Raw genomic sequence first — 21,004 nt, 5'->3', positions numbered from 1 at the left:
CGGATTCTCTCACTGCTCTGCCTCCGCCAACTCCACTCGGCAGCGGAACTCGTCTTCGTGCCGGCTGACTGCCACGACGGCGCCGTGGATCCGCAGCACATCGTGGTCAACGCGAAGGGCGGGCACCCGCGCCATGGCCTCCGCCAGCGCTCGGCGGTCGGTTGCCGGGCAGATCAGCTCAACCGCCCCTGAGTCCGCGATTGCTTGCTGATACTGAGGCTCCCAGCCCTCGTCCGTGACCGTGAGGCGCGGCAGTTGCTCGTCGTGAGCAGCGGCGGCCAGGAGACGGTCGAGCACCATGGGACGATCGAGGTCCAGGAACGGCTGATAACACTCCAGGTGATGGTTGCGCGCCCGGTCGCCCCTCGGCCACAGCAGGCTGAACGCCTGGTCAGCGCTGAGCGAGCGTACGCCGCCGAGGTCGAGTTGGCCCGTGCCGACCACGAAGGCGATCACGCGGGCGTCGACCTCGAAGCCGAGCCGTTCCTCCAGTGCCGTCCACTCGTTAACCAGCCGCAGGGCGAGACCATCGGTCTCGCGGCTGCTGCCGGGCCGCAGCAGCCGCGTCGACAGCGCCGCAACTGCGCTGTGCCGCGGAGGGCCATCGAGGCGCGACCAGGCGGCCCGCAGGTGCTCCAGCGCCCGATCGGCGTCGGCCGCCGAAGTGGGCGAGCGCAGCGTCGCGATCGCAGTCGCGGCCTCCCCCGACGGCTCCTCATGGATGAGGTGCTCGAGCAGCCGGGTGAGGGAGCTGTCGGTGTACTCGTACTGGTTCGGCCGCAGGGCAGATGCCACCTGCGACCAGAAGCGCCGTGGGTCCTCGCCGTAGTGCCGGACGAGGTGTTCCACCACGCCCAGGCCGCCTACCGAGGTCTCGCTCAGCCAGATCGTGGCAGTGCCACCCTCGTCCGGATTCGGCTGGACATCCACGATCAGGTCGCCGTCCTGGGCGTCCGGGCAGGCGCGTAGGGACGCCTCGAGGACGGCGGAGGCCAGCGTGTCCCAGTAGGAACGGCGCGCCAGTTCCGCGGTCCGTTCCGCGATGTCGTTGGTAATGAGCAGCTGGCCAGCGCGCTGCAGGGCGTTAAGCACGGCCGGCATCCGGCTCACCTGACTCAGCTCATCGATGCGGCTCGCCCTGGCCGCACCGGTCTCGGTGGAGGTTTCCTCGCCCGAGGACTCGTCCTCCCGGTAGAGCACGCTGAGGATCTGCGGCAGCCGGTTCCGCCAGGAACCGTCGGCCAGCCCTCTGTAAATCTTCTCCGGTTCTTGGCCGCCGTCCAGGCCTTCGAGCGCGAAGGCGGTCAGGTACACGAGGGCCAGCCAATCGCGCTGGAAGGAGTTGGCGACCGTGGAGAGTTCCGGGTCCTCCTTCACCGCATGGAAAAACGCCTTGGTACGCCAGGCTGGGGATACCAGATGCTGATGGACCGCAGATGCGGACGGGTCCAGCGGCGCGGCCCTGAGCTGCACGGCATCGACTTCGAGCCGGTACCCCAGGGCCGCAGGGACAGGAGGGGCACCTGCTACGTACCGCACAGTGCGACGCTCGGTGGGCCGGCCGCGCCGGCCGATCGCGCACTCGGCGCCGTATGTCATCCGCCGCACCTCGATGGGATTGCCATCGGCGTGCGTATGGAATTCCAGTGACTTGATGCGGTGCCGCCACGGCGCGATCTGCGGCACGAGGGCCTCACTCGTGTCGGTGCTCGGCGGGCTGAGGATCTCCGTGCCCCAGCGGGGTCGACCCTGGGAGTAGTCGGTGACCTGCGCCGGTGGCGCGGCCAACTCGATGCGGTAGGGCCGGAGGACTCGCAGCCGCTGCCTGTGGCCGTATGCGGTCCACTCGCCCTCCTCGACGCCCTGCGCCACCTCCTTTACTTGAAGTGTGTCCTGCCCGTCAGGGACGGGCAGCCATGTTCGATGATCGTCACGGCGGAAGCCGAACCGTCGGCTCACGCGGCCGGGGACCGCCTCGCGCAGGGCGCTTTCGATGGCGAGCCGCTCAGGCTCAGCATCGAAGGTTTCAAACGGCAGGGCGAACTCGACGTCCGGCACGTTGAGCTGCTCGAAGAGCGCTGGAGTGATGAACTCCGGGAGCACGGCGTCGCGGTCGGCGCCCGGGTCGCTGCCAACGGGATTCCAGGCGCTGCGCAGGCGGCGCAGCGCGGTCGGTGCCACGGCGAGCATGAGCGACCTGGGCTGCTCCCACATCACGGCCTGTACCGTGTCGGCGTCGACCTTCAGGGCGGCTGCCAGGAACCGGGCGAGGTCGACTCGGAGGTCGTCTCGGTCCTCCAGCAGGGCCTGCAGGCGCTCGGCAAGCCAGAACCGGGGGCGACCCTCCACGTCGGCCCGCTGCGCGGCCCGGGCGCCGTGCAGCAGGAAACGGGGATCAGCCTTCGGGTAGACCCGATGAAGGTCGCGGCCCAGCCAGTCCAACAGCACCTGGGCCGCCTGGATCTTGAGGACGTGGCGATTGCCGACGGGCAGGTTCCGGGACGTGAGCTCTGGGGCGAACAGCGCCTCGTACCCCTGATAGGCCAAGCGGTCGCGCCCGTAGTCCGAGAGCACAACTACGGTGATCGGCCGGCTGCCGCGCTGCCGGCCAGCGCGTCCCCTGCGCTGGATGAAGGCAGCCGCGTCATGCGGCGCCTTGTGCTGCAGCACCAGCCCTACGCGCGGGTCATTGAAGCCCACTTCGAGGGAGGCCGTGGCCACGATGAGGTTGGCCTCCGCGCTGACTCCCGCGTCCTGGGAGGAAGTGCGTCCGATCCGCAGTGCCTGGCCCGTGAGGAGCTTGTGCAGGGAGTGGCCGATCTTCTCAGCGAGGTCCCACGACTGGCCCTCTTGGTAGCGGTCGTGCTGTTCAGGCAGGTCAGGGGAGCGCAGGGCCGCCAGGACCGGATGGCCCCTGCCGCGCCCCCAACGCGTCTGCCCGCCCTCAGCATCGCGCAGGTAGTCGTACAGGCGGTTGGTGATATCCAGGGCATCGGTGAACAGGAATCCCGTGGAACCGAAAAGGCTGTCTCGCCGCTCGTTCACCGGAATAGGGTCAAGCATCCGGCCGAAGAGCATCGCCGTCTGGAGCGAGGTGGACAGCAAGCTGGCGTTAGAGAGGGGATCCCCGCGGAGGGCGATCGCGTACTCCCGCCCCTTCTCCACCATCGCCCGCGGGTCCGGTTCGACATACTCGACATCAAGCTCGGACAGGCCCGTCAGCTGGGCAAAGAACCGGCGGGCTTCCTTCAGCGTGGCGCTCAGGCCGACGAAGGTCACCGGCCGACCCACGGCGTGCCGCCAGCGGCGCAGCAGGAGGGCGGTTTGCGCACCCTGTGGGCCGGACTGGATGTGCACCTCGTCCAGTAGCACCAGTGACGGACGGGAGACGCCACTCCAGCCCAGCAGGGGTCCCAGGTCGGGGTTGGCGCTCTGCCGGTTGAGCATCTCCGTGGTCGTGAACAACAGATCAGGCGGCTGGCGCCGCATCGACTCCCGCGTCAGGGCGAGCCGCCCTTCCGGGATCGCTGCCTCGCAGTTCTGACAGCAGAGCCGCTCGCGGCCTGCCTTGCGGTCTGTGTCGAGCCAGATCAGCTCGCCCGTGTCGCACATCGGACAGTTGAGGTACGGGCAGATGAAACCATCGCCCCGCCGGGCCCATGCCTGCCCGCTCGCCTGGCTGTGCCGCGACGCCCTGAGCCGTGACGCGCTTTGAGGTGTATTGCCGTACAGGGCGCCGATGCGCAACGGACGACGATCCTCCCCCAGGAGCACGGGCTCGACCGTCTTGGCGGTGATGAGCGCTGTTCGCAACTGATCCCGCAGCAGCTCATTGCGTGGATAGAGCGCGAGGGTGTGCACTCGGTGGCGCCCCTGACGCAGGCTCTCCGCCATGGCGGCGAACGCGGGCAGGTAGAAGGCGAGGGTCTTACCGCTGCCCGTGCCAGCACCCACGATGACGCCGCGCGACTGCCGACGGGAGAGGGAGTCGTAGACGGCGACGGCGGCGTCCAACTGGAAACGGGCTAGCCGCAGATCACCAATCTGGACGCTGGCCACCCGCTCCTGTACCTTTCCCCAGCCCCGCACGCCCGCGAGGGCGGCAAGAGCCTCCTCAGCGGGCACCTCGGGCTTGGGGTACCTGCGCCGGGGTGCGTGTAGGCGGTAGTCGGCCACGAGCCGGGGGGAACTCCGCCACCAGCCTGCGGGTGGATCGTCCGGCGGTCGCCAGCGGGGGAAGTGTTGGCGCAGCTGAACGGTCAGCCGCAGAGCCTCGGCGATGCGGGTCCGATAGACCGGGGGCGACGTGCGCGGCACCCGGAAGAGTAGGGCTCGGGCGAGGAGTGCCTCACGCACGTCGTCGGGTGTGGCCCCGGGCGGTGCTTGCTTGTGGGTGGCCAGCGTGCGATCGATGGCGGCGAAGACCTCGTCAGCGGAGATCGATCCGGTGGTGATCCCCCACGAGAGCAGCTGAAGTTCGAGGTCTTCGAGATCGTTGAGGACCTGCCCGAGGAAATCGGAGCTGTAGTCCCGAGTCACGCGCCCACCCTTCGCAACATGATCGTTTCGTCCTGATGGCGCGAACGTAGCAATTCGATCTCCTCGTCCGTCACCTGGCTCAGCGGCACGTCACCGGCGGACAGTCTCTCCATCAGGGCCAGCAACTCCGCCGAGGCTGCCGGCACAGAGGCCAACTCCTCCCGAAGGCCTTCGCACTCGGAGACGAAGAGCGTCACCTCGGCCGCACTGACTTTCGCCGTCTCGGCCCGCCTGACCAGCTTCTGATGTGTCGTGCGGATCGCCTTCTGGCGGTCCACCGGCAGCATGGGGAGGCGGTTGGTGTCCAGCGTTGCCAGTTGCTGAGCGGCCCACTCCCGCCACACTCGCAGGTTCTCCCCGGTGAGGCGACGGGTGGTCTCCTCCACTTTGCGCCGGGCGGCGTTGAACGCCTGGTCCGAGGGAAGACCGCTCCCCGCCCTGCGGGCCAGGTTCTCGCGCCCGGCGTCCACGTCGCCCAAGGGCGCCGGAACGCCGGTCCGCTCGTGGATCAACCGTGCGAGCGTGATTTGTTCAGCCAGGTCGCCGATCGCCACGCTGAGCTCGTCCACACGCCCGGCTACGCGTCTGGCTTGCCCCTCGCCCTGTGAACTGGCGTCCAGCCGACGCGCCTCGCCCTGCAAGCGCAGTGCCTTGTCGAGTACGGAGGTCACTGGCTCTGTTCACCTTCCCGTCCGGTCAGCGCGGCCCACTGCGCTAGGACGTCTTGCACCTGCTGCGCTGCGGCGTCTCCCAGAGAGTCGCTGCGAGCGGCTGCCTGAGCCAGTGCCCCATCGAGCCACTGGTCTGCGAGGGTTAGGAATCTCACGATGTCATCGAGGGTGGCGCCACGGTCACGTACCGCAGCGGTGATCTGCGCGTCCCGCCGTTCATCGGCCGAGCGGTCGGCGTCGTCGACGCGGCGGAGATCCTCCTCCAGCGCCGCGACCACCCGCCAATCCGCACCCTCCAGACTCGACAGCAACTCCCGCAACTCGATCACCTCGTCGCGGGAGAGCGGGGCCAGCAGACCCACCTTGAGGGCCTCCTTCAGCGCCGCATCGACCGCTGCAGCCGTTTCCGGACCGCTCACCCCGGCGGGCAACCGCTTCCTGATCTCCGACAGCCGGGTGCGCAGCACCGCTGCCTGCTCGTCCATCCAGCGGTCCCAGGTGGCGAAGCCGCCGACGGCCTGGTTCGGGATCCAGCGGGGAAGCGAACCGTCGGGACTCCATTCCCAGGTCGCGGTGGCCTGATGCAGCAGCGGCAGCGCGCGTGCGGCGTCGATCATGCGTACCGCGCCGGTGCTGCCCTGGGAGACGCCGAAGCTGGATCGGAGGGTATCCGTGATCTTGGGGCGGTGATGCAGATGTCGCTCCAGCGCCTGTGTCCAGACTGGGACTCGGGTCGCCATGTCCGCGCGGGACCAGTCCCGGCCGTCGTCGAGGGCGGCGGAGAGCAACTCGGTGTCGTCGGAGGTGGGGGTGACCCTACCGGCAAGCGCAGCCCCCAGCAATGACGCCCGCAGTCCCAGGACTAGCTCGGCATCGGACGTTCCCAGACTGCGGCGAAGTGCGGCGGTGACGGCATCGGCGTGCTGATCAGCGATGGACGCCAGGCGTCTGACGTCTTCCGAACGGGGATGACCCGCTCCGTGGCTGATCTTGAAGAGACTTTGGAAGAACTGGCTGTCGGCGGCCTTCCGTGTGAACTTGACGGGCGCCCGGTCGGTGCCGACTAGATTCTCTCCGCCCGCGCCCTCGATCGAGACGCTCGTGGACTTGGCCGGCATGGCCTCGCGGAGCACACCCAAGCCCTGCTCCTGCATAGGAGGATGCTGCCAGTGGTACCGCCGGAGGATGGCGTCCACGACGATCGTGCGCATCTCCCTGGCCTCCGCCTGCGGCAGGATCTTGCCGCGAGCGGCCCACTGCTCCGCCAGGTGGAGTTTGCGGGCCACGGATGGCGGCACTCCTTCGGGGTCTGCCTCGGCTGCCGGAGCGGACCGGTTTGTCGTCGCCCTGTCACGCCGGACGGAAGTGCGCTCTGGCTTCCGAGGGCGGTCGGCTGTTCCGCCCGGCAGGGAAAGGGGCGGTAGCGCGAAGGCGTCGAGCACGCTCTTGGGCACATCGTTGGGATCATCCGGCGCGTCGGCCCAGAACTCCAGCACCAGCTTCCGCCGCGTGCCGTCGAGCTTGTCCTCATCGTCGACGATCTCGCTGGTATTGGTGGGCAGTTCGTCGTCTTGGTCGGCGATGGGGAACAACTCTCGGAAACGAGGTTCTGGAAATGCTCCTTCGGTCAGGGCAGTGGCGTGTTCGATCAGAATGGGCCGGACGATGCTGCCGAGAACGGTGCGAGGCACGAAGGCCCAGGGCTGCTCCTTCGGGGCCACGGAGTGCACCATGCGCACCAGCGCGTTGCGATTGAACGGATAGAGCCCGTGACCGTCGTCGGTGACTCCGAAGCCCTCGTGGCAGGGTCCTTTGAACGGGCACGGGCCGCACGGGTTGGGGGCCTTGCCCGCGCCGTGTTGCTCCAACGCCGAACGGCCGATCCGCGCGGCGTTGAGATAACGGCCTACGAAGGATGCGATGGCCTCCTCCCCCGTGTCCTCTTTGCTGAAGGGCACGTCAAGGTCGTAGACGTAACCAGAGGTCGCGGCGGCGACGCGGGTGAGTGCGGTTTCCGGCAGGTGATCCCGGAAGTAGCCCGGGGTCACAGCCATCAGGGTGCGCATGCGCGCGTACCGGCCTTTGCCGTCACGGTGGGCGGCCTCGGTGATCGCGTCGAGCAGGTCCCGCTGGACACCCTGGATGAGGGCGAAGTCCTCGATGAGAAGCACGATCTCCTTGCCTCGGGCGGCGTACGCCTCCCGCACCTGCAACATTGCCTCGTGCAGGCGCCCGGAACTGAGGCTGGACACGCTCTTGACGGCCGCCTCCCAGTGATCATTCAGCAGGGTGACGGCGGCGTCGCACAGTTCCGACTTGGATAGGAGGTGCCTGAGCAGGTTTCCCGATACGCGAGATGCGTGTTCAATGTCGCGGATCTTCAGAGGCAGGTCGTCCACGGCGAACGTCGGTGCGCGCTCCGACGTCCCCTCTCCCCGGTCCTCCAGCATTCGCGTCGCGAACTGCGGGATGAACTTGTCGGACTGGAGCATATATTCCTGGATGTGCGGGTCTTGCACGAGAGCGGCGAGACCGCGTGGGCCGGCCAGCATCCGGGCATCTCCGGAGAGACCCCGCGGTGTTGTGGCGGCCAGTGCCTCGTTGAGGGCGTTGATCAGCCGTCGGGCGAGGGCCTCGGGATCCATGCTGGTGGTGAAGGAGTGGATGTCGTCGCGCAGCCGGTCCAGCTTCTTGTCCTGGACGCCGTCGAGGAGGGTTTCCACGACAGCCCTCAGGCTGGTGCGCGCCTTCTCCAGGTAGATCACGCGGCGCGTATCTGAGTCGGGCATCCGCTCCTTGACCCAGCGCACCAAGTGGGACTTGCCGGAGCCGGAGTCGCCGATGACTGGCATCAGCAGTGTCCCGGTGTCCGGCTTCCGTTCCAGGAAATCGCGGAGCACCGTGTGCTCGTCCACAATCGCGTCCATGGGCAGAATGCTGCGGCCCTGGATGCGTGCCTGCCTGATGCGCAACGGGGTGTGGGTCGCCAGAAAGACCGCCGACGAGGGGCTGACCGCCTCCGTGCTGATGGTCGTCGTGGCCGTCTCCGGCTCCCAGCAGAGATAGCCGCGGAAATCAGCCACGAGATCCCTCCAGGATGGTGATCGAACTGTAGGTGCGTGGGTAGGAGGGCTGCCCGGGGTCGTACACGCTGAGGTTCCGGGGCGCGTCGGCTTCTCTCTCCAGGCGGAGCCACTCCTCATCGTCGCCTCTGAGCAGAGCAAACGACAGCGCTGGGCCCGCCACTGCTTCGCCAGGGGACGGTAGGCCGACCGCTTCCGCGTAGGCGCCTCCGCCGAGCACCGGTAGTGCGGCACGCAGCATGTTGAGGGCTTCTACCGCAGGGACTCTCTCGCCTGGTTTCCACCGGGCCTGCACTTCCTGCCGCACCGCAGTGGTGCAGTCGGGGGTGAGCCGACTCGTCTCCAGCGGGCTCGGCGCCGCGAGGCCGAGCACAGGGGCCCATTCGGTGAAGTTGTTCCATCGGTTGCCGTTGGCGAACGGCACACCAACCTGCTTTGGCAGCATGCCGACTTGCGCATGCTCCGCCTCAGCCCAGTTGAGCGCGGTGTCACTCGGGTCCAGAGAGAGGAACCAGACCAAGGCCCGAGTCAGGTCGCGCGGACCAATCTGACTGTCGTCCTCGCCAAGCCCGGCGTTGCGCTCCGGGTCTAGCACCGCAGCTCGCAGTACCGACTGGAAGGCGGCGAGGCCCTGCCCGTCGAGGTGGCGCGCAGGATCCGCAAGGCAGATCCGGTCACCCTCGGAAATATCGAGCAGTCCGAGATCTGCCAGCGTGTTCACGGCCCAGTCAAACATCTTGCCGTCTTCCCGAAGGGCAGGCGGGCTCAGATACGCCCGTGCCTGCTCGCGTCCCATGGGACGCCGGACACTGCTCAGGAAGCGCACGACCGTCCACATCGGTGTCGGCAGCGAAGCGGGATCGTTGAGCAGGGTCATTACAGGGCCTTCCCAGCGGTGTGAACAGAAATGCTGGCGGTGTGGATGTCGGCCAGTCGCCAGTCAGGTCGCTCCGGGTGGCGCAACGACCGGGGATGGAACAGATAGAGGATGTCTGGGCTGGTGAGCCGGGAGTGCACCTCCTGGGCCATGGCGTCGTCGGTCCTGTCTGTTACCCACAGGACCGGCGGCCGGTGCGTCAGCAGTAGGCTGGCGTCGACGTCCCGTACGAGGGGATAGGGCAGGGCTGCTTCCTGGACAGAGTGGGCCAGTGCTGCGGACAGCCCTGGTCCGCCGACCATCGGCATGCCCAATCGACACAGCCGGGCTAGCAGGTCAGGGATCAACTCTCGGCGCTCTTCGTCGGTTTCCCACCAGATACTCAGGCAGGCTTGGCCCGGTGGCCGATACCCCGCGAGGGGATCCACGTAAAGCTCGGGCCACCGGGCCACACCGGGAATCGGATCCCAGCCCAGTTGGTAAAACCCTTCGGGCCCGGCCTCGGGGACTCCGCTGCGACGGCAGTGCGGGCAGCCGCGGCAGGCGGGGGCCGTGGCATGCCCTTCGACGGTGTAGTGCTCGGCAAGCACGTCGCCGATGCAGCGGGAGCCGCTCAGCGTTTCGTACAGCCGTTCGCGGGCAGCTCTCTGATTCGCGAGGATGCGGTTCCGGGTGCGATCGAATTGCTCGATGAAGTCTGCCTTGCTGTTTACCCGGCCGTCGGGGATCACATCCACCAGGGAGCCCAGACGCGCCTTGAAATCCTGATGCCGCGCCTGAAAGGAGGCTTCCGGCTCGTCTCGACGTCGCTGGGGTTCCTGGGCCTCCCGCAACTCGACCAGCCCGGCCTGGGTCAGCAGGTTGAGGGCGCGGACGTTCCACTGTCGCCCCGCATCGGTGCGCGTGTTCTTACGGGCTGGCAGGGCATCAAGATCGAGCCGGAAGATCCCCTCCTCCTCGGATAGCCGGCTGTGGAACATTCCTTCCCAGCGCTCCCATGCCGTCTCCGCCCGGAGGATCGCCTGTTGACTCAGGCTCTCGGCGGTTCGGACGTCTCTGCGGGCCATGGCTAGATACGCCAGCGACGGGCTGCCATCTCGTCCGCCGCGTCCAACCTCCTGGTAGTAGCGATCGACAGTCTCCGGCAGGCATGCGTGCACGACCGTGCGCACGTCGGGGAGGTCAATGCCAAGGCCGAACGCTGACGTGCCCACGACGATGTCGAAGCGGGTCGGCCCGCGCTCGGCGCTTTCCGCCGCCGGACCGCCCCAGCCCTCGACCGTGGTTCGACGGTCATCATCGGAGGTGTCACCCGTCACGCGTGTGACGCGCCGCAGACCCGCCTCCTGTAAGCGCCTGAGCCACGCCGTCGCAGCCTCCCTCGTGGATACGTACAGCGCGAGTGGACGGGGCAGCAGCGTGACAGCCTCCAGCACGGCCGCCGTGCGCTCGTTGTCTTCCTGGAATCGTTCGACGTAGTAGCTCGGCTCCCTGCGGATCTGTTTCCCCCAGACGATCTGGGGTGGTTCGGGCTTACCGAACAGCGTACGCAGAGTGATGACCTGGTGCTCGGTGAGTGTCGCGCTCATGGCGATCGTGCGCGGCGCCGTGCCCTTGGGTGCCATGCTCAACCAGGCGTGGCGCTGGCCGGAGAGAACCTGGAAATCCGGCCGAAACTCGTTGCCCCACTGCTCGACCAGGTGGGCCTCGTCGATCACGAAGTAGCGTAGAAGACCCGCTGCGGCCGCATCGGCTAGTGGCTTCTTGAGTCCGCGGGTGACGGATTCCGGAGCGCTCACCACCACTCGCTGGCTGCCAGTGCGGACGTCGTCCGCCATGCGCTTCTTGATTTCAGCGTCCAGGCTCATGGCATACGCGTAGCGCCCTGAGGGTGAGCCACGTCCCCTGTTCCCGATGAGAGCGCGGATCCGCCGCTCCAAGTCGATCGCGAGAATGACCGTCGGCACCACGATGACGGAAACGCCGACGCCGCCGCCCAGCAGGATGGGTGCCAAGGCGACATCCGTCTTACCGTGGCCGGTGGGAAGGCAGACGATCGTGGTGCTGCCGGGGGGCGCGAGCGCCACCGACCGCGCGGCCTGGCGCTGAGCCGTTGAGAGGTACTGGTGGTAGCGGTCTCCGAGGGCGGCCACCCAGAACGGGTCGCCGTCACAAGCTGCGAGCGATCGTCGTTGCGGCGAGTTCGTGCCCAGGTGCACCTGACGCAGGTCGGCCTCGGCGGCCTGGGCGGCCAGCCCTTCGGGCTGACCTGGGGACCACGGGCGGGCCCATACGCGCAGCGTGCCCTCGCGGCTGCCTGGCACACTGCCACACCAAGCCTCGGCCCAGTCCTCTCGGGTAGGAAACAGTTCGTGAACCGGGACGGTGAGGTGGCCACTGTTGCCTCTGGCTTGGGCTTCCAGCAGTACCTGCCTGGTCAGAGCGGCGATGTCGCGGTGGCCCGCAGCGCCGCTGGCCAGCCCAGCGAGCGCGTCCTCAAGGCGGCGCGCCGTGCCAGTGGCGACCACCCGTGGGGGCTTGTCCGGCCATGCCTCCAGGAGAGCCTGCGCACGCGCCCAACCGTCAACTTCCATGCCGTACTCTCTCCAGTCCTGCGCGCACCAGGCAGACGGCCGCCACCACCCGCACGGTGGGATGCGTGAGCCCGTCGATCAACCTCTCCGTGACGCCCACGTCCGTCAGTTGGCTCTCGGCGTCGCCCACCAGATGGCCGGCCGCCTGCCGGGCCAGAGCCTGGGCACGGGCGACAGCCAGTCGCTGCCGCGCGTGGTGCTCCGCCTCCTTGCAGCGCCGCTCCATGTCGGTGGTGGCGGCCAGGCGGCAGCGGGCCGCCTCGGCGGCTGCCTCGGCGGCCAGCCGGTAGGCATCCCAGCCACCGAAGAGACCGATCAACTCGCCAACGCGGTCCTTGTTGTAGTTGAAGTCCCCAGTTCGCTTGTCGTACGGCCTGTTGAGCCAGTCGAGTTGAGCGGCGTCGGTGATCGGTGTATCGGCATGTGCCGCCAGCCAGACGCTGCGGGTGAAGGGCGGCAGGATCGTGTCGGCGTGCCGCCGTAGTGCGTGCCTGGCTCCGGGGTTATCCACCAGCGCCAGCGCTGGGCCAATGTCCGCCTCCACCAAGTACTGGAAGCCGAAGTAGGGAACCGGATCGCCGACCAGAGCCCGGTCCAAGCGCCGAAGGGCCGCTGCCTGTCCGCGATCGTCGACGAAGACGGCGGAGGCGAAGGCGTCGATCAGCGGATTGCCCCGGCGGAACAGCCGTGTGCCCGGTGCTCGAAGGGCGGCCGAGCGATTGAAGGTGCCCACCGCCATCTCGGGGGTTACCCGTCTCCGGATGTGCTGCCAATGGCGGGGATCGATCAAGGGGAGGGAGTCTGCGAGGCCAAATTCCAGCCTTTCGCAGGAACGCACTGTGCGGGTCTGGCGGCGCAGCTTGATGCCGCCTTGGTCGGTCGAGGTGTATCGCTCGACGGCCCGCTTGGTCACGCGCCAGTTCTGCTCGTAGGAGTCGAGGGAATGGGCGATGTCCCGGCTGTCCAGGGACGCCTCGTGAATCGACTCCAGGAGGTCCATCTTGTCGATGGCCTCGCGGGCAGTCCGCAGCTCCGCCTGCACCTGCACGGTAGCGGCGGCAAGCCCTTCGGGCCCCTCCTCAAAGGCCCTCGTCCAGACGCTCGGCAGGCCCTCGGCAATGGCGTCCTGAAGCGTCGACACCGAATCATCGAAGATGCCATAGCCATGCTGCAACATCGCCGCCCACGCATCCGTGAACGTGTCCTCGCCGCCCTCCTCGCCGCTCAGCCGGAACTGCCGGGCGGGCGAGGACTGGCTCGCCGAGGCCGCGCCACGATACCGGTCAACCCGTCCCAGACGCTGTTCGAACTGGTTGGGAGACCAGGGCAGACGCAGGTGGACCACAGCGTCCGCGAGTTGCAGGTTGAGGCCGTCCTCCGCAGAGTCGTCGGCCACGAGCACCGCCCGCTGGCCCCGGGACGCACTGCTCCAGTCGCTGAGAGCCCGGTCGGCTGCTCTGCTTCCTGCCTGGTGGGTGTGTTCGCCGACGTCAGCATTCGGAAAGCGAGCGCGGAGCGTGTCCGCGAGGTGAGCGGCCAGGCCGCCAGGACCGCAGAACACCACGGTCCGCTGATGTGCCTTGAAAACGGGCAGAGCTGCGTTGATCAGGGCGTCGAGGGCGGACTTACTGTTCTCACCATCCCCTTGGCTGTGCCGGAGCCGCTCCAGCACAGCCTGCTCGGTGGCGAGCAGCGGAGGTCCTGCCAGTGCCTGGCGCTCCCAGGCGGAGAGACCCGCAGTACGGGCCGCCTCCTCGTCCCGCACGATCCGATAGCGAAGGGCAGCCACCAGGTCGTCATGGGTCCCACCCGACCGGGAAGTGAGCACAGCGAGGATTGGTGCGTACGCGGACTGCTGATCACCGCTTCCGGAATCTAACAGTGCATCCCGAACAGCCTCCCACCACGCGAGGACGGCGGCATGGGTTTCGTCGCGAATCCCGCTCCGCACGTGCAGACACTCTGGCTTTCGTCGTCCCCGCACCTCGAAGGGGAGCATCTCAGAGTCCGAGGCGCTGGAGAGAACCCTGTTGCGGCGATTCCGGATGACCCTGCGATGGAGTCGGTAGACCTCGCTGATGTGGGCCCGGAGAGCCTCGACACGGCGCGCTAGCTCCCTGCCGTCGACCGCTTCGGCGAGTTCGTCATTCTCATCCAGGAGACTCAGAACTTGCTCGCTGAGCTCGGCGAAGCGCTGGTCTCCGGTCGGCAGGATGGCGCGAATCTGCTCGATGGACGTCGGCAGCAGGTACGTGTACTCACTGTCGAGCCCGTACACGTGATCGGCGAGCGTGGCCCGCAACTCGTAGCGAACTTGAAAGGCAGCTTGGTCCGTCCAGCGGTACAGCTTCGGGTCCAATAGGTGCAGCAGGCCGAGGTGCGTGGTGTAGTGCGACGTGACGGGTGTCGCCGAGAGCAGGAGGAGCCCCGAGGCGCTGTGCGCGACGGCGCACAGTTCTCGGTACGGGGACTCGTCGGGATCTCGGACCTGCACGAGCTGGTGGGCTTCATCGACGACCACGAGGTCGCAGTGCAGATGAGCAGCCCAACGTTCGGGCGCCTCGTGCGTCAACACCTGAACTCGGGCCCCGGGGAAGTCATCGATGAAGAACTTCTCCACCAACTCCCTCTTCCACTGGTGGCGAAGGGCCTCAGGGACGAGAACCGCGATGCTGCTGCGCGGCTCGTCGATGAGTGTCTGGCGGATCACGTAACCTGCCTGGATGGTCTTGCCCAGCCCCACTTCGTCGGCCAGCAGGTAGCGGCGCACTGGATCGGAGAGGATGCGCAGGGCTCCGTTGACCTGGTGCGGGTACACCTCAGCGGCGGAGGAGAGCAGCGCGAAGGCGCTCGCGCAGGCCGCGCGCTGGTGGATCAGATCATTCAGCATCGGTAGCCGCGCGTCGCGATAGGCAGATTCACTCCCCCCAGCTGCAAGAACGGTTACAGGATTCTCCACCGGCCGGTCCCAGCGCACCCGAAGTTGATCTTCGGGGATTGGGAAGTCGTACTTCGTGTTGGGGAACTGAACGAAGTACCCACCTCCTGTCGGGCCCTTGACACGCCCTGCCAGCCACGCACCCGTGTCAGGATTGCGCCAGTAGACGCGGGTCTCGCTCTCCAGGCGGATGCGTCGACAGTCGGCGGTTGGCACCCACATTGAGTCCGCAACGGGCTCAGCCGTTGACTCGAAGAAGTCGACGCGCACGCGATCGCGGTCGACGCCGCCGACGTGGCCCATGCCAGGGCCTCCGGCGAACACGACGATGTTTCCCGCGTGAAGACCTGTCATGACTCTGACCCACCCCCCGAACATCTCGGTTAAGCGAGTGTACGGTTGATCACTGACAAGCAGGGCATGGCCTCGCTGATCGTCATTTCTGCCACTGCTGTTCCCGATCACCTGCGCGGAGCACTGACGCGCTGGCTACTTGAGGTCACACCGGAGCTGAACGTCGTCAACAACGCCGACCTGCCTAGGTGAGCGGAGCGCGGTCCCGGTAGTCCCCGCGCGCTGGCTAGTGGCGGGCGTCCTGCGGGACGGCCGAGGGCTGGAACGCCGCACACATCTCGGGCCTGCAGATCATTGTGGGCCGTGGGGGCCGTCCTTCGGATCGCGTCTGTGGGGTATTTGTGGGGCGGCAGGCATCGAGGGGCGAGAATTGCCTGGTCAGAGCCCTGTGCCGGGGAGACTGTAAATCTGCCGGCTCAGCCTACCCAGGTTCGAACCCTGGCGCCGCCACAGATGAAGGAGGGCCCCTGACCTGCGGGAACGCTGGTCAGGGGTCTTTCTGCTTCTCCGCTCGTGGAAGTTCGGCGAGTCGGTGGTGAGCGGGGTGCGGGCGGTCGCCGCGATGACGAAATCTTCGGCCCGGCGGGGGCGCGGGCCTTCGCCCGCGGTGCCGAGGCCGCAGAGGTGCGCCTGGTGAACGGTGGCCACTTTCCGCTGGAGAGCCGGCTGGACGTCGTCGTGGGTCACCTGCGCGGTTTCCCCGGGCGGGTGCTGGGGCGAAGAGGGTCGGGCGCGGGAGACGGGGCCTTCGCGGGCCGCCGCGTCGGTCCCCGAACCCAGGGCTGTGACCACGGGTTCGCCGGTTCGGGCGCCTACAGGTTGGTGGCGTAGAAGTCGGCGAGCCGGTCGACGGCGGCGTCGACGTGTTCGGGTTCGTCGTACAGCTCGTAGTGGCCGGCGCCGTCGATCACCATGAGGTCGACGGGGTTGGGGGCCAGCTTCCACAGCCGCATGCCGGACTCGTAGGAGCCGGTGTTGCCGATGCGTCCGGCGAGGATGACCTGGAGTGGCTGGGTCATGAGCTGGTCGACCAGGTGGTACGCGTCGTAGCCCAGCAGGAGGGAGTCGCCGCGCGAGAGGCGGCGGTTGGTGGAGTGCTCGTTGCCGCCCCGCTCGGTGCGGTAGTAGGTGATGGCCTGGGTGGTGTCGATGTCGGTCAGCCCGGCCGCCGCGGCGTCCTCCAGGGTGTCGGGCAGCCAGTTCACGCGGGTCGGCTCGCCGGAGCGGGCCTCTTCGGCGCGCGCGTCGGCGAGGGCGCCGAGGGCGGCGGCGGGACCGTCGGGCTGGAAGCCGCGGAACGACGTGCCGATGTCGCCGGGGACGACCGTGCCGACCGCCCTGATGCGGTGGTCGGTGCGGGCGGTGTGAACGGCGTAGCCGCCGCCGGCGCAGATGCCGAGGACGCCGATGCGCCGCGGGTCGATGCCGGGGGTGGTGGTGAGCGCGTCGATGGCGTAGGAGATGTCCTCGCCGCGGCGGTAGGGGTCTTCGAGGTCGCGGGGCTCGCCTCCGCTCTGCCCCTGGTGGGCGGGGTCGAAGACGAGCGCCGCGATGCCGCGGGCGGCGAGGCGGGAGGCGTAGTTCGCGCCGATCTGCTCCTTCACGCTGCTGCCGGGCGTGGAGAGCACCACGGCGGGCGGCGGCGCGGCGTTGGCGGCGCGGTCGGCGTTGTCGGGCAGGTGGAGGTCGGCCGCGAGCTCGATCGGTCCGCGCGGGATCGCGATGTGCTGAAGCATGGGTGACGCCCTCCGTGAGATCGTTGTTCGATAGCTGAACCAGTACGAAACTCTTCTAGTACAGCTTGGAACTAGTTCAGAACGGTACCACTTGGTTTGGGGGACTCGCATGTCGGTCGACGGTGCGCGGCTGTGGACGCTGAACCAGCGGCTGCTGAGTGTCGTGATGGATTCCTGCACGGAGGAGCTGACTGATCTCGGCCTGGAGACCAAGGAGTTCTTCGTCCTGGCGGAGGTGGCCGCGTCGCCGTACCCGGCGGGGATCGCGGCGGCACTGCTGCTGCCCAAGGCGAGCGTGACGGTCTATGTCCGCAACCTCGTCGCCAAGGGGTTCATCCGGCGTGAGATCGACGACGCGGACCTGCGCCGTCACCGCCTCGTGCTGACCCCTCGGGGTACGGAGGCGCGGGATCGCGCACTCGCGGCTCTGGCGGCGGAGTACGACCGAAGGCTGGCGAGGATCACCCCGCGGGACCGGGCCGAGCTGCGGCGCATCCTCGAGGAGATGCTCTCGCCCGGGTGAGATGGCGGGGTTCCGGTCCGAGGTGTGCCTCGATGGGATCGCCCCGCGAGCCGATCGTTCGGGCCCGTCCGCCCGCCGTCGGGGCCGTCGGGAACGGCTGTCCCGGCCGGCGGACCGCACCGTCAGGGTCTCGGTCGGCCCGGCCGCGGGGCGAAGTCCGGGTGGGTGACCCGTGACGTCTCTAGTTGACACATCAATCATGCAATGCCATGGTTTATGCGTCAACTAGATCGGTGGGGGTGGTGCGGGTGGCCGAGGGGGCCGCGGAGCGGGGCCGGCTGTTGGCCAGTACCGAGGACGCGTGGGACCTGACCGGCATCGCCGTGGCGGAGGTGTCGCTCGCGTATGACGAGCCGCGCGCCGTCACGCCCCGACATCAACGAGACGTTGAAGAAAGTGCACACGATGGATATTTCGGGCATCGAGTTCGGTATCGACAGCTTCGGGGACCGGCCCCGCAACGACCGCGGTGAGATCGTCTCGCACGCGCAGGCGATCCGTGCCGCCGTGACCGAAGCGGTCCTTGCCGACCAGGTCGGCATCGACGTGGTCGCGTTGGGCGAGCATCACCGACCCGAGTACGCGATCTCCAGCCCCGAGACGGTGCTGGCGGGCATCGCGACCGCGACGAAGCGCATCCGGCTCGCCTCGGGCGTGACGGTGTTGTCCTCGGACGACCCGGTGCGGGTGTTCCAGCGGTTCGCGACGGTCGACGCGCTCTCCAGCGGCCGCGCCGAGGTGATCCTCGGTCGCGGTTCCTTCACCGAGTCGTTCCCCCTGTTCGGGTACGAACTGAAGGACTACGAGGTGTTGTTCGAGGAGAAGGTCGAGCTGTTCCATCGGCTCCTGGACGAGACGCCGGTCACCTGGGAAGGCACCACACGTGCCGCGCTGCGCGATGCCGACGTGTACCCGAAGACCGATTCGGGACGTCTCAACACCTGGGTGGGGGTTGGCGGGACACCGCAGTCCGTGCTCCGCACCGCTCGGTACGGTTTCCGCCTCATGCTCGCCATCATCGGTGGCGCCCCTGACCGGTTCGCTCCCTACGTGGATCTGTACCGGCGTGCCAGCGAGGAGTTCGGCACCACCGCGCAGCCCGTCGGTATGCACTCGCCCGGCTTCGTCGCCTCCACCGACGAAGAGGCCAGGGAGCTCTTCTACCCCGGGTACCGGGAGATCCGCGACCGGATCGGGGGGCTGCGCGGCTGGCCGCGGCTCCGCCGGGAGGAGTTCGACGCCGAGGTGGACCACGGGTCGCTGTACGTCGGTTCGGTCGAGACGGTCGCGACCAAGATCGCGCATGCCGTCCGGGTGCTGGACGCGGGCCGGTTCGACATGATCTACTCCGCCGCCGGCACCGTTTCGGCCTCCGCGCGGCTACGTTCGGTCGAGCTGTACGGGACCCAGGTCATCCCGCGGGTCCGCGAGCTTCTGACCGAGCGGCCCGCGGCCACGGCGGGAGCGACACGATGACCGCACCCGTCACCACCGTCGGGATCCTGGGAGCCGGGAAGCTCGGCACCGTCCTGGCGCGCCTGGCGGTCGCTGCCGGCTACCGGGTTCTCATCTCCGGGTCCGGTGACCCCTCCAGGATCGCGCTGGCCACCGAGGTCCTCACCCCCGGAGCGACCCCCGTGTGGCCGACCCGGGCCGCGGACGCCGCCGATGTGGTGATCCTCGCTCTCCCGCTCGGCGAACACCGCGGACTCCCGGTCCCGGAGCTGGCGGGGAAGCTGGTCGTCGACGCGATGAACCACTGGTGGGAGACCGATGGTCCCCGCGACGCGGTCGTCCCACCCGACACCTCCTCGAGCGAGGTCGTGCGGCGGTTCCTCACGGACGCCCGCGTCGTGAAAGCCCTCAACCACATGGGCTACCACGACCTCGAGGCCGAGGCTCGACCAGCAGGCGGCCACGGACGCAAGGCGATCGCGATCGCCGGTGACTCGCCGGAGGATCTCGCCGTCGTGTCCGCGCTGATCGACACGCTCGGATTCGACCCACTCACCATCGGCGACCTCGCGGCGGGCGTCCGGCTCGAGCCCGGAACCCCCGCGTTCGGAGCCAACGTCGACGCCGACCGGCTTCGCGCTCTCACCGGCATCCATGCTCCGGCCGCACTTCACGAGAACCCGCGAACCGACGATCCACCCCTCGGCCGGACCGGGGAAGGCCCGGCTCGTGCGTCGGTGTTCTGATTCGGTGAGGCATCCGCTGCTACGAAGGAAGCAGCGCTGACGTCACAGCGCCTGGCTTGTACATCTGTTGGAGGAGGACGAATGCGGTCGGTCATTCCCGACTATCTGGCCGAGGTGCTCGAAAGCGTGGAGTCGGACACGTCCGGAGAGCTGGCGGGATACATCCCCGAGCTCGCGGCGGCGGATCCCGACCGTCTCGGCGTGGCGTTCGCCACGGTTGAGGGGGTGGTCTACGGCGCCGGTGACATCGATATCGAGTTCACGATCCAATCGATCTCCAAGCCGTTCGTGTATGCGCTGGCCCTCGCCGACCGCGGATTCGACCCGGTGCTCGCCAAGGTCGGTGTCGAGCCGTCCGGGGAGGCGTTCAATGAGATCTCCCTCGAAAGCGACACCGGACGCCCACGCAATCCCATGATCAACGCCGGCGCGATCACCGTTCACTCGCTGACCGGCGCGGAGGACCTGAATCCGACAGAGCGCGTGGAACGCGTGGTCCACGGCCTCTCGGCCTTCGCCGGTCGCCGGCTGGAGATGGACGAGCGGGTGTGCGCGTCAGAGATGGGAAACGCGCACCGCAACCTCGCCATCGCGCACATGCTCCGAAGTCACAACGTCCTCACCGACGACGCGAGGGCCGTCGTCGACGGCTACACCCGCCAGTGTTCCGTGCTCGTCAGCACGCGAGATCTGGCCGTCATGGCCGCGACACTTGCCAACCGCGGGATGAATCCCCTCTCGGGTGAGCAGGTGGTGCCGGAACCGGTGGTGCGTCAGGTGCTGAGCGTCATGTTCAGCTGTGGAATGTACGACGCGGCCGGTGACTGGGCGACCCAGGTCGGTATTCCGGCGAAGAGCGGGGTGGCTGGGGGCCTGATCGGCGCGCTTCCCGGACAGATCGGCATTGCCTCGTTCTCACCCCGACTGGATACTCACGGAAACAGTGTTCGCGGGGTGTCGCTGTTCGAACGACTCTCCGCGGACATGGGTCTGCATGTGATGGAGGTCCCTGCCACCGCGCGTGCGGTCGTGCGATCCAACCGTGTCGTCGGAAGCGGACCGAACGCGCTACGGGTCCTCGAACTGCAAGGGGGGATCGGCTTTGCCGGAGCCGAGAGAGTCGTTCGGGAGGCCGTGGCCACCTCGCCCCCGGAGAACAGGGTGGTTCTGGACCTCACGAGGGTCTACTCGATCGACGACGTGGCGCGGCGCGTGCTGCTGGAGATCGTGCGTCGACTCACGCTGGACGGTCATGAGGTCTACCTCGTCGACCCGGAATCGATCGTGCCCGATCCTGATCCTGGCGATGGCGGGCGCGTCACCGTCGTCGGCAGCGTGGAGCAGGTGATCACTCCGCCGCACTAGGCCGTTTCTTTCGGATCATGTTGCTGACCAGATGAGGATGCCTGCGATGTGGAGGGCGGCGAGGTAGATGGTGGCGGTCTTGTCGTAGCGGGTGGCCAGACCGCGCCATTGCTTGAGGCGGTT

At 68.0% G+C, this 21,004-nt stretch carries 11 protein-coding genes and 3 pseudogenes; 6 read left to right on the top strand and 8 right to left on the bottom strand.

What is annotated here, in order from left to right:
- Positions 1-9: 9 nt before the first annotated feature.
- The 6 genes from dpdJ to dpdE are packed head-to-tail and all read right to left on the bottom strand — an operon-like array spanning position 10 to position 15,056.
- A complete protein-coding gene (gene dpdJ, locus E1283_RS03415) occupies positions 10-4,539 on the bottom strand; it encodes a protein DpdJ (protein ID WP_132816345.1) in 4,530 nt (1,509 codons plus the stop codon).
- Positions 4,536-5,210 carry a hypothetical protein gene (locus E1283_RS03410; protein WP_132816344.1) on the bottom strand — a complete coding sequence of 225 codons (675 nt, stop codon included), beginning with the start codon at positions 5,208-5,210 and terminating at the stop codon, positions 4,536-4,538. Before E1283_RS03410 ends, dpdJ begins: the two co-directional genes overlap by 4 nt.
- Positions 5,207-8,293, bottom strand: coding sequence for a protein DpdH (dpdH, locus tag E1283_RS03405; RefSeq protein WP_132816343.1), 3,087 nt, complete (start codon positions 8,291-8,293; stop codon positions 5,207-5,209). Before dpdH ends, E1283_RS03410 begins: the two co-directional genes overlap by 4 nt.
- Positions 8,286-9,170: a protein DpdG gene (gene dpdG / locus E1283_RS03400; RefSeq protein ID WP_132816342.1), complete on the bottom strand. Its 885-nt coding sequence runs from the start codon at positions 9,168-9,170 to the stop codon at positions 8,286-8,288. The genes dpdH and dpdG overlap by 8 nt, the downstream gene beginning before the upstream one ends.
- Positions 9,170-11,698 carry a protein DpdF gene (gene dpdF / locus E1283_RS03395; protein WP_243744572.1) on the bottom strand — a complete coding sequence of 843 codons (2,529 nt, stop codon included), beginning with the start codon at positions 11,696-11,698 and terminating at the stop codon, positions 9,170-9,172. Before dpdF ends, dpdG begins: the two co-directional genes overlap by 1 nt.
- Before the next feature lie 55 nt (positions 11,699-11,753).
- The gene (gene dpdE, locus E1283_RS03390; RefSeq protein ID WP_132816340.1) at positions 11,754-15,056 is read right to left on the bottom strand and encodes a protein DpdE; all 3,303 of its coding nucleotides are present in this window, start codon (positions 15,054-15,056) and stop codon (positions 11,754-11,756) included.
- Positions 15,057-15,122: 66 nt separating this feature from the next.
- On the opposite strand from dpdE, the pseudogene E1283_RS03385 reads away from it, so the two are divergent.
- Together E1283_RS03385 and E1283_RS38510 are read left to right on the top strand one after the other, a co-directional pair.
- Positions 15,123-15,221 (top strand): annotated as a pseudogene (locus E1283_RS03385) (type I-E CRISPR-associated endoribonuclease Cas2); the annotation flags it as partial.
- Positions 15,222-15,614: 393 nt separating this feature from the next.
- A pseudogene (locus tag E1283_RS38510) lies at positions 15,615-15,773 on the top strand (alpha/beta hydrolase); the annotation flags it as partial.
- A 95-nt stretch (positions 15,774-15,868) separates the two neighbouring features.
- On the opposite strand, the gene E1283_RS03375 reads toward E1283_RS38510, so the two are convergent.
- Positions 15,869-16,792 (bottom strand): alpha/beta hydrolase, encoded by a 924-nt coding sequence (locus E1283_RS03375; RefSeq protein ID WP_132816339.1) that lies wholly within the window; start codon positions 16,790-16,792, stop codon positions 15,869-15,871.
- A 109-nt stretch (positions 16,793-16,901) separates the two neighbouring features.
- On the opposite strand from E1283_RS03375, the gene E1283_RS03370 reads away from it, so the two are divergent.
- The 4 genes from E1283_RS03370 to E1283_RS03355 all read left to right on the top strand — a co-directional run bounded on the left by E1283_RS03370 (position 16,902) and on the right by E1283_RS03355 (position 20,881).
- Positions 16,902-17,315, top strand: coding sequence for a MarR family winged helix-turn-helix transcriptional regulator (locus tag E1283_RS03370; RefSeq protein ID WP_132816338.1), 414 nt, complete (start codon positions 16,902-16,904; stop codon positions 17,313-17,315).
- Positions 17,316-17,726: 411 nt separating this feature from the next.
- Entirely contained in the window at positions 17,727-18,791 is a 1,065-nt protein-coding gene (locus tag E1283_RS03365) for an LLM class flavin-dependent oxidoreductase (protein WP_132816357.1), read from the top strand.
- The gene (locus E1283_RS03360) at positions 18,788-19,516 is read left to right on the top strand and encodes an NADPH-dependent F420 reductase (protein ID WP_132816337.1); all 729 of its coding nucleotides are present in this window, start codon (positions 18,788-18,790) and stop codon (positions 19,514-19,516) included. Before E1283_RS03365 ends, E1283_RS03360 begins: the two co-directional genes overlap by 4 nt.
- Before the next feature lie 81 nt (positions 19,517-19,597).
- Complete coding sequence (locus tag E1283_RS03355; RefSeq protein WP_132816336.1) at positions 19,598-20,881, top strand: glutaminase; 1,284 nt, start codon at positions 19,598-19,600, stop codon at positions 20,879-20,881.
- 15 nt (positions 20,882-20,896) lie between these two features.
- Here E1283_RS03355 and E1283_RS03350 read toward each other — a convergent pair.
- Positions 20,897-21,004, bottom strand: a pseudogene (locus E1283_RS03350) (IS5/IS1182 family transposase); the annotation flags it as partial.

The organism is Streptomyces hainanensis (assembly GCF_004348415.1).
Classification (GTDB): domain Bacteria; phylum Actinomycetota; class Actinomycetes; order Streptomycetales; family Streptomycetaceae; genus Streptomyces; species Streptomyces hainanensis.
Note: the sequence above shows the minus strand (reverse complement) of the source record. Positions and strands in the feature narration are given on the sequence as shown.

Excerpts from the sequence above, each read along its gene's own strand:
- dpdG (WP_132816342.1), bottom strand. The coding sequence starts at position 9,170 with ATGACCCTGCTCAACGATCCCGCTTCGCTGCCGACACCGATGTGGACG.
- E1283_RS03360 (WP_132816337.1), top strand. The coding sequence starts at position 18,788 with ATGACCGCACCCGTCACCACCGTCGGGATCCTGGGAGCCGGGAAGCTC.
- dpdE (WP_132816340.1), bottom strand. The coding sequence starts at position 15,056 with ATGACAGGTCTTCACGCGGGAAACATCGTCGTGTTCGCCGGAGGCCCT.
- E1283_RS03370 (WP_132816338.1), top strand. The coding sequence starts at position 16,902 with ATGTCGGTCGACGGTGCGCGGCTGTGGACGCTGAACCAGCGGCTGCTG.
- E1283_RS03375 (WP_132816339.1), bottom strand. The coding sequence starts at position 16,792 with ATGCTTCAGCACATCGCGATCCCGCGCGGACCGATCGAGCTCGCGGCC.
- E1283_RS03355 (WP_132816336.1), top strand. The coding sequence starts at position 19,598 with ATGCGGTCGGTCATTCCCGACTATCTGGCCGAGGTGCTCGAAAGCGTG.